Genomic DNA, 7,200 nt, shown 5'->3' with positions numbered 1-7,200 from the left:
TTATTTCCGGCAGAAAACCAGAATTCCGACTCTGAGCAGGAATTGAGGAATATCAATCGGTTAAAAGGGCTTTGAAATCCCATTTATCGTAACCTATTGTTTTTACTTATTTCCGGCAGAGAAACGGAGATTAAGGAAGTCAAGGTGTTAACCAACTGTTGGGGAAATCCCTATAGTTGCCGTAGATGGTCAAAATCGTGACCCTCTCAAAGTGTGATATCCCATTTAGGGTATGGTGGAAATCACCACACCTTTTAGCAAAGCAAAGCCCTAATTCGGGCTTAGGTGATAACCCATTGATATTTAATCAGACCCCGAATTTGGGGTCTGCTTGTATTTTAACCACCGGACTTATTGTCGGTTGGTTACCTTGTTGCATGGAGCAAGAACTACACCTCTTTAAGAGGTTCAGTTTGCGTACCGAAAATATCGGTATGCAAATGATGAATATTTGTGCCGACGAAATTCGTCGCTGCAAAATCCAATATCCGATAATCGGACTTTGGGTGTGACTGACAGTTACTCGCAGATGGCTTTGTGCATAAGTGATATTTGCTCACAAACTTTGCGCGGCAGTAATACTGACTCACAGAATTTACACACCTCTTTAAGAGGAGCGCAAATAGAGCTAGCCAGAGACAATGTATTTATTGTGTTTGTCCAGCTTGTAAATCAACCATCACGGAAATCGTGATAGTTGCCACTGGTCATTGCTTCCGTGAGCGTGGTACAGATATGGCGCAGTTATTTATAGTTATTTTTCGTATCTGTACCACCTTAATCAATTGATATAAAAGTAAAATATTCCAAGTGGTACAGATGGTACAGTTATTTCGTGTTTTTTTCGTTAGAGCGTGATTTTCGAGTAAATTTGCTAAGTCTCCATTGTGGTAATCACAACGCAGGTGGGCTTGAGTTTAAGCCGTCCAGTACAAGGTTACTTAATGTCACTGAGTACGTGTTACGTTCGCAGTCAGGAACTGGAAAGTAATTATAATTTTAACCTGTTGATTTTTAACATAACGAAAATTTGCGTCATCTATAGGTGTAATAGCAAAGTTGTAATGTCCGCTCTGAGCTAAGTTAAGATGTCCGTCACGTAGACTCACCATTAAGGGATATACATGACGGCTTATAGAGCGGAGTTTTTTACATTGGAAGACGTTAATAGATTAAAAATCATTCAAGATGTAATTGATCAACGGTTGACGACTAAAATGACAGCACAATGCTTAGGGATATCAGACTGTCAGTGCCGACGCCTTTTAGTTCGCTAACCGCTCACAAAGCATTCCTGCTGGTGATGGTTCATCACGTAAGCGTAAAAAGCCGACAGAAAAGAAATCCCAATGTTCTTTAAATAATGACGATATGCTTGAAGCATTAGTCACTCTTCAATCTCGCTCAGAAGAAATATTTGGAAGAAAGATTCAGGAGCCCTGTCATGGCTCCTGAAGGATATTGTTTTTTACTGCGGTAAAAAATATTTCTGGTATATTATTGGGATAAACAGTCTCCAACGTATTGATAAGCTGGTCTATTTCCCACCAATGATGATGTTTAATAACTGATTTTTCATTTTCAGTCCATTCAGTGGTGTTGATATCTTCTTTATCAAAATTTACGATATAAAAATGTTCTTTTGCTAAAACAGCCTCTCCACTAGGGAGAATCATTTCAAATGTTCTTTGAGCAACACATTGTCCAACATTATTTTTTCGGATACCTGTTTCTTCACGAAGTTCTCTAATAGCGGCTTGTTCAAAAGACTCTCCTTTTTTAACGCCTCCTCCAGGCGTAGCCCAATATGACTGACCGGTTAATGCATCGTCATTATGTACAAAATTAAACAATAATACTCGATTAGACGGGCTAATGATTAGCAAACGCGCTGAACAGCGAATACGCATATCTTATTTCCTTTTAGCTATAAATGGGGATTAGCTTAAATGATAATAGCAACATTGTTGTAATATCTTATCTGTATTCACCTATTACTTACAGTTAACAGTTTGTGGATATTTCAACTTTGCTGAGAGGCGGATATCTCTACTTAGCCTTGACAATAGGTGGTGGTAAATGGCACGAAGACAGAATAAGAATGCACCCTCGATAGTCGCTACGATCACAGGGAAGATTACCGTTGCCCCCAAGCGTATAAAGTGCCAGACGGGTAAAGTGATGGCAGTCGCTACCATGCAGGCACAGAGCGAGAAGCGCAGTGATTACCCGCTGCGTGTTGTGGGCTTTGATGAGATGGCTCTATCGGTGATGTTGTTACGGAAAGGTCAGGTGATCACTGTGACGGGAAAGGCTTCTTACTGGCAGGGCTATCAGTTGGCTGTCAGTTCTATCGCTCAATAGGTTCCGACGAATGGCGTCGCAACCTCTTCACAAGGTTGGTGCGTTTAACGTACTGACCTCTCACTACCGACGAAATTCGTTGTCAGTCATTAGCTCAGGACGTTTAGTGCGCTGACTCTGCTTTATTGATAATGGAATATCAGGTTATCACTGGATATAGTTGAAATTAATGAATAGCGCGGCTTGGATAACGGCTATTGCTATACGTTAGGCTATACCACCGCATTAATCGATAAATAAAATCACTATATAACAACAAATTACATCACCATTTGACATTCCAAATCGACATGATTAACCGCCGCCTCGAATGGATGGCCGCGAATGCCATGGTGTCCGGCAAAATCGCCGTTGTGGGTGCGGGCTACGACGCTAAGGTGATCGATTTTGGCCGCTCTGCTGGCTTAACCATTGCGTTGAGTGGGAGCGATAAGTGGCCATTGAAAGTAGAGGCTGGCAAGACTAATACCCAGCCATCTGATGATATTGAAGACTGGCAGCAAAGGATATTGAAAGAGTCGGGTGCGGTGCCGACAGATTTGGTCTTTACCAATAAATCATGGAAAGCTTTCCGGCTGGATACGTCCATTAAAGACAACGCTATCAACTATCCGGCATTGAGTCCTTATGGCAACCAAATCAACGCCGGCGCACAGATTGCCAAAGGCGCCATCTACAAAGGTCGGTGGGGGAACTTTGATTTGTGGTTATATAATGACTGGTTTATTGACCCGGTTGATAACATCGAAAAACCGATGATCCCAGACGGGGCGGTTTTAATGTCCTGTGTGGATTTGATGGGCACACGTATGTTTGGTGCCATTAAAGACCCGAAATTTAACTACGGGGCGATGGCCTATGCGCCGAAATCTTGGCTGATTGAAGATCCGGCGCAGCGTTTCCTGATGGTGCAATCCGCACCTCTGGTCATTCCCAGCCGAGTGAATGCGGCATTGTGCGCAATGGTGGTGTAGAGCAGGGGAAAAACATTGAACTTGCGGACTACCAGTCTTCCATGAATGAACGGTTTTCGGAGTACAGCGGCCTGTCCATGAATGTCAGTGGCCTGAGTGAACTGTCGAACGGGCAGGGCTATAAGGTGGTTGAGATTGCAACTGCAAAAGACCCTGAAGCGGAAAAGATGCGCTATCGCAATTATGTCACCATTATCGAAAGCACCCTGCATTCACACCAGCGCCAGCAGGAGGCCATTGACTGGGAAATGAACCGCCGTTATGGACGTTCTAAAGTTCTTAAGGTGCTGGTTGACAGTTGGCGGGATATCAGCGGGGCATTATGGCAACCCAATACGCTGATCCCGATTCATTTACCTGTTTTCGGACTGTCGTCTGAACAGTGGCTATTGTCAGAAGTGTCCTATGTCCGCAACAAAGATGACGGAACCCGGGCCGAGTTAACCCTGATGCCGCCGGCAGCATTCACTGTGCAACCCTACGAATTCTACGACACGATTATGGAGTTACGTGATTATGGACGTTAAAAATTTATATCGTCGCGCCATGATGATGCTGGGTCTGGGACGGGTCACAACCTGTAATGATAGCGGCGTCATCCAGCAGGTGCAGTATCAGACGGCAATGGAAGTCCGCGATAACACAAAACGGATCGCAGAATTTGGCTTTTCGTCAGGGCTGCCAGCCGGAACCGATGTTGTCCTCGCATTTTTAGGGGGTGACCGCTCGAATGCGGTGGTGATTGGCAGCAATCATCAACAACACCGGCACCGGGGATTAAATCCCGGTGAAGTGGTGGTGTATAACCAATGGGGGCTGCATATCCTGCTGACCGAATCAGGGATCACCGTCGAGGCACAGGGGCAACCGGTCACGGTGAACAATGCATCTAAAGTTACCGTCAATGCCGCTACCGAAGTGTGGCTGAATACGCCAGTGCTGAAAGTCACCGGGGATGTTATTGATAACTGTAACAGCAACAAAACTACCATGAAACAGCTGCGTGATGCCTATAACGAACATACCCATCCGGTGCCGGGCGTGAGGTCAGGGGATTCAACCGTAACCAGCCAAACGACAGGAGCGACGGTGAAATGAGTGATATTACCTCAGAGTGGAATGTAAAAAATATCCATGCCGATTGGCTGGTTGGCCACGGTGATTTGGTCACCGGTAATGACCTGCAAACCGCGATTATTATCAGTTTATTTACGGACCGACAGGCGCGGACGGATGATGACATTGACGGCACTGATCGTCGGGGATGGTGGGGCGATAACGACGCTGATTATCCGATAGGTTCCCGTTTATGGTTGTTGCATCGACAGAAATTGACCCCAGCTGTCGCACTGGCGGCGGAGGATTACGCGCGTGAGGCGCTGCAATGGATGTTGGATGATGGCGTGGCTGATGCTGTCGACATTGGCACTCAGATTGTCTGGCCCCATCGTCTGAACATGATCATTCGTTATCAGCGTCCCGGGCGCGATAATGAGGATTTACGGTTTTTCTGGGTATGGGAACGAGAAAATGCCATTTAAACGAAAAACACTGACCGAATTGCGCGAGCAAAATCGCAGTTATCTGCAGTCAGAATTGCAGAAGACAGGTCCCTTATTGCGGTTTTCCAATATGGGGGTGCTGGCGGATATGGATGCGGGAATGGCGCATCTGCATTACGGCTATCTGGATTATCTAGCCAAACAAACCACCCCCTTCACGGCCACCGATGAGTGGTTGTCAGGCTGGGCCGCCCTGAAAAAATATTCCAAAAACCGGCGACAGCAGCGCGTTGCGAGGACTATCAATTTACCGGGACGGACGGGCTGGTTATCCCTGCCGGCACGATACTTAACCGGGGCGATGGCTATCAATATAAAACCGTCGATGAAACCCGGATTCATCATGGGCGGGGTCACGCTGTTCTTATGGCGATATTGCCCGATGTTACCGACGACAATTCAGGCGGGGGCGCGGCGGGTAATGCGCCTTCAGGCACGGCATTAACACTGGACCAGAGTATTGCTGGTGTGAATGTTGAGGGCACGGCAATTGTTGCGATAACTGGCGGGACTGATATTGAGCGTGAATCAGATTTTCGTTCTCGTATGCTCCTCGCCTATCAGGGTTCACCACAGGGCGGCTCGGATGATGACTATAAACAGTGGGCACTCGCCGTCCCCGGGGTTACCCGCGTCTGGGTCAAACCCCGAGCAGCGGGAGCGGGCACGGTGGGTGTGTATATTATGTGTGACAATAATGGGCGTGACGGTTTCCCCATGGGTGCCGACGGTGTTTCATCACATGAACCCTATGCTGTTCATGCGTCCGGGGATCAGTTGCGTGTCGCTGATTATATTTACCCGTTACGGCCGGTGACAGCGATTATCTGGGTCTTGTCTCCGATAAAACGCACCGTTGATTTCACGATTAACGGCCTCGCTCATGTGGGCACTGACATCACTCACCGCATCGCCACCGCGATTGATACGGTGTTGTTTGAGAGCGGAAACCCGGACGGAACGGGGAAAATATTGATATCCGATCTGCAGTATGCGATTGCGGATGTGCCGGGCACGGCCGGTTTTGTTATCACGTCACCAACAAAAAACATGGCGTTGTCTGTCGGACATTTACCTGTGCGGGGTGAGGTCAAATACACATGAAACAATACAGCGTCAGTGAATATACCGCAGCACTCAACGGATTACTGCCAACGGGCATGGCCTGGACGCGAACACCCCATTCAGTGATGAGCGTCACCATGGGGGCTATTGCACACAGTTATCACCGCAGTGATCAGGATGCGCATTTGTTATTAACCGGCAGTTTTCCGGCAACCGCCACCATTATGTTGCCTGAATGGGAGAAAACACTGGGGTTGCCTGATGAGTGCGCCATGGGGGAAATTGACAGTATCTCATTGAGACAAAAATCGGTGGTATCAAAATTATTACGAACGGGTGGTCAGTCAAAATTATATTTCATCGGCGTGGCGGCTGAGCTCGGATTTAAAATTACCATTACGGAATTCAGGCAGGCCAGAGCGGGCATGTCTGTGTGTGGTGATGCTCTGAACGGGGAGGACTGGCCCTTTGTCTGGCGGATTAATTCCCCGACAACCACCGTTAATTACGCGGTGGCGGGTGGGAGTTATTGTGGTGATCCGTTACGGTCATGGGGAAATAAAAAACTGGAATGCCCATTTCAGAAAATCAGCCCGTCTCACACCATTCTGCAATTCGGTTATAACCCGTAATCAGCCATTAATTAAATTTAAACATTAATCACCTTCACTGAGTGAGGATTAGCTATGCAAAAAATCGGTGATATCACAAACACCGCTGATAACAATGATGAGTTTACGAATGGAAATGTAGCGGCAGGTGTTCCGCCAACATTATTAGAGGCTCCGTGGTTTAATACCGTTCAGAGAGAAATCATTAATGTGCTGACTGCCGCTGGAATACAGCCAAATAAAACTAACGAGGCTCAATTAGCGGAGGCAATCAGAAAATTAATTTCACAGGGCGCTCTCGAAAAAGCGAAGAACGGCGCAGACATTCCGGATAAACCGGCGTTTGTGGACAACCTGGGCTTACGGGAAACCGTCAAAAATGCCGGGCATCTCATTGGCCTGCCTACCGGTGAGACCCGGTTGCTCAGCGGCAATAGCAGTACCTATTTGTACGTGACAGATAATAACCGTACGGGGTCATACAATACGCAAGGCGGCCATGTCTGGTCATTTGATGACACCGGGACTCTGGAGACCGGATTGATACCGATCCAGTGTGGCGGGACAGGCGCAAGAACCGCCAATGAAGCGCTGGCGACACTGGGGGCGGTGCCCGGCAACCGG

The 7,200-nt window shown here is 47.3% G+C and carries 6 protein-coding genes and 5 pseudogenes; 10 read left to right on the top strand and 1 reads right to left on the bottom strand.

Annotated elements, in window-relative coordinates:
* Positions 1-1,124: 1,124 nt before the first annotated feature.
* Positions 1,125-1,274: pseudogene (locus Xhom_RS46685) on the top strand (ISNCY family transposase); the annotation flags it as partial.
* 4 nt (positions 1,275-1,278) lie between these two features.
* A pseudogene (locus Xhom_RS19330) lies at positions 1,279-1,455 on the top strand (ISNCY family transposase); the annotation flags it as partial.
* Here the strand turns inward: Xhom_RS19330 and Xhom_RS19325 are convergent.
* On the bottom strand, positions 1,443-1,910 hold the full coding sequence (locus tag Xhom_RS19325) for an NUDIX hydrolase (protein ID WP_069314990.1): 468 nt from the start codon (positions 1,908-1,910) through the stop codon (positions 1,443-1,445). The pseudogene Xhom_RS19330 and the gene Xhom_RS19325 sit on opposite strands and share 13 nt — an antisense overlap.
* A 169-nt stretch (positions 1,911-2,079) precedes the next feature.
* On the opposite strand from Xhom_RS19325, the gene Xhom_RS19320 reads away from it, so the two are divergent.
* The 8 genes and pseudogenes from Xhom_RS19320 to Xhom_RS19285 all read left to right on the top strand — a co-directional run.
* Complete coding sequence (locus Xhom_RS19320; RefSeq protein WP_069314991.1) at positions 2,080-2,364, top strand: hypothetical protein; 285 nt, start codon at positions 2,080-2,082, stop codon at positions 2,362-2,364.
* 281 nt (positions 2,365-2,645) lie between these two features.
* A pseudogene (locus Xhom_RS19315) lies at positions 2,646-3,338 on the top strand (major capsid protein); the annotation flags it as partial.
* Positions 3,320-3,865 (top strand): phage baseplate assembly protein, encoded by a 546-nt coding sequence (locus Xhom_RS19310; protein ID WP_069314992.1) that lies wholly within the window; start codon positions 3,320-3,322, stop codon positions 3,863-3,865. The pseudogene Xhom_RS19315 and the gene Xhom_RS19310, both read left to right, overlap by 19 nt.
* Complete coding sequence (locus tag Xhom_RS19305) at positions 3,855-4,436, top strand: phage baseplate assembly protein domain-containing protein (protein ID WP_069314993.1); 582 nt, start codon at positions 3,855-3,857, stop codon at positions 4,434-4,436. The genes Xhom_RS19310 and Xhom_RS19305 overlap by 11 nt, the downstream gene beginning before the upstream one ends.
* On the top strand, positions 4,433-4,879 hold the full coding sequence (locus Xhom_RS19300) for a phage GP46 family protein (protein WP_069314994.1): 447 nt from the start codon (positions 4,433-4,435) through the stop codon (positions 4,877-4,879). The genes Xhom_RS19305 and Xhom_RS19300 overlap by 4 nt, the downstream gene beginning before the upstream one ends.
* Positions 4,869-6,004, top strand: a pseudogene (locus Xhom_RS19295) (baseplate J/gp47 family protein). The gene Xhom_RS19300 and the pseudogene Xhom_RS19295 overlap by 11 nt, the downstream one beginning before the upstream one ends.
* On the top strand, positions 6,001-6,597 hold the full coding sequence (locus tag Xhom_RS19290) for a YmfQ family protein (protein ID WP_069314995.1): 597 nt from the start codon (positions 6,001-6,003) through the stop codon (positions 6,595-6,597). Before Xhom_RS19295 ends, Xhom_RS19290 begins: the two are co-directional and overlap by 4 nt.
* A 54-nt stretch (positions 6,598-6,651) precedes the next feature.
* Positions 6,652-7,200: pseudogene (locus tag Xhom_RS19285) on the top strand (hypothetical protein); the annotation flags it as partial.

The organism is Xenorhabdus hominickii (genome assembly GCF_002632725.1).
In the GTDB taxonomy this organism is placed as follows: Bacteria; Pseudomonadota; Gammaproteobacteria; order Enterobacterales; family Enterobacteriaceae; genus Xenorhabdus; species Xenorhabdus hominickii.
The sequence above is the reverse complement of the archived record's forward strand: the minus strand, read 5'-3'. Positions and strand labels throughout refer to the sequence as shown.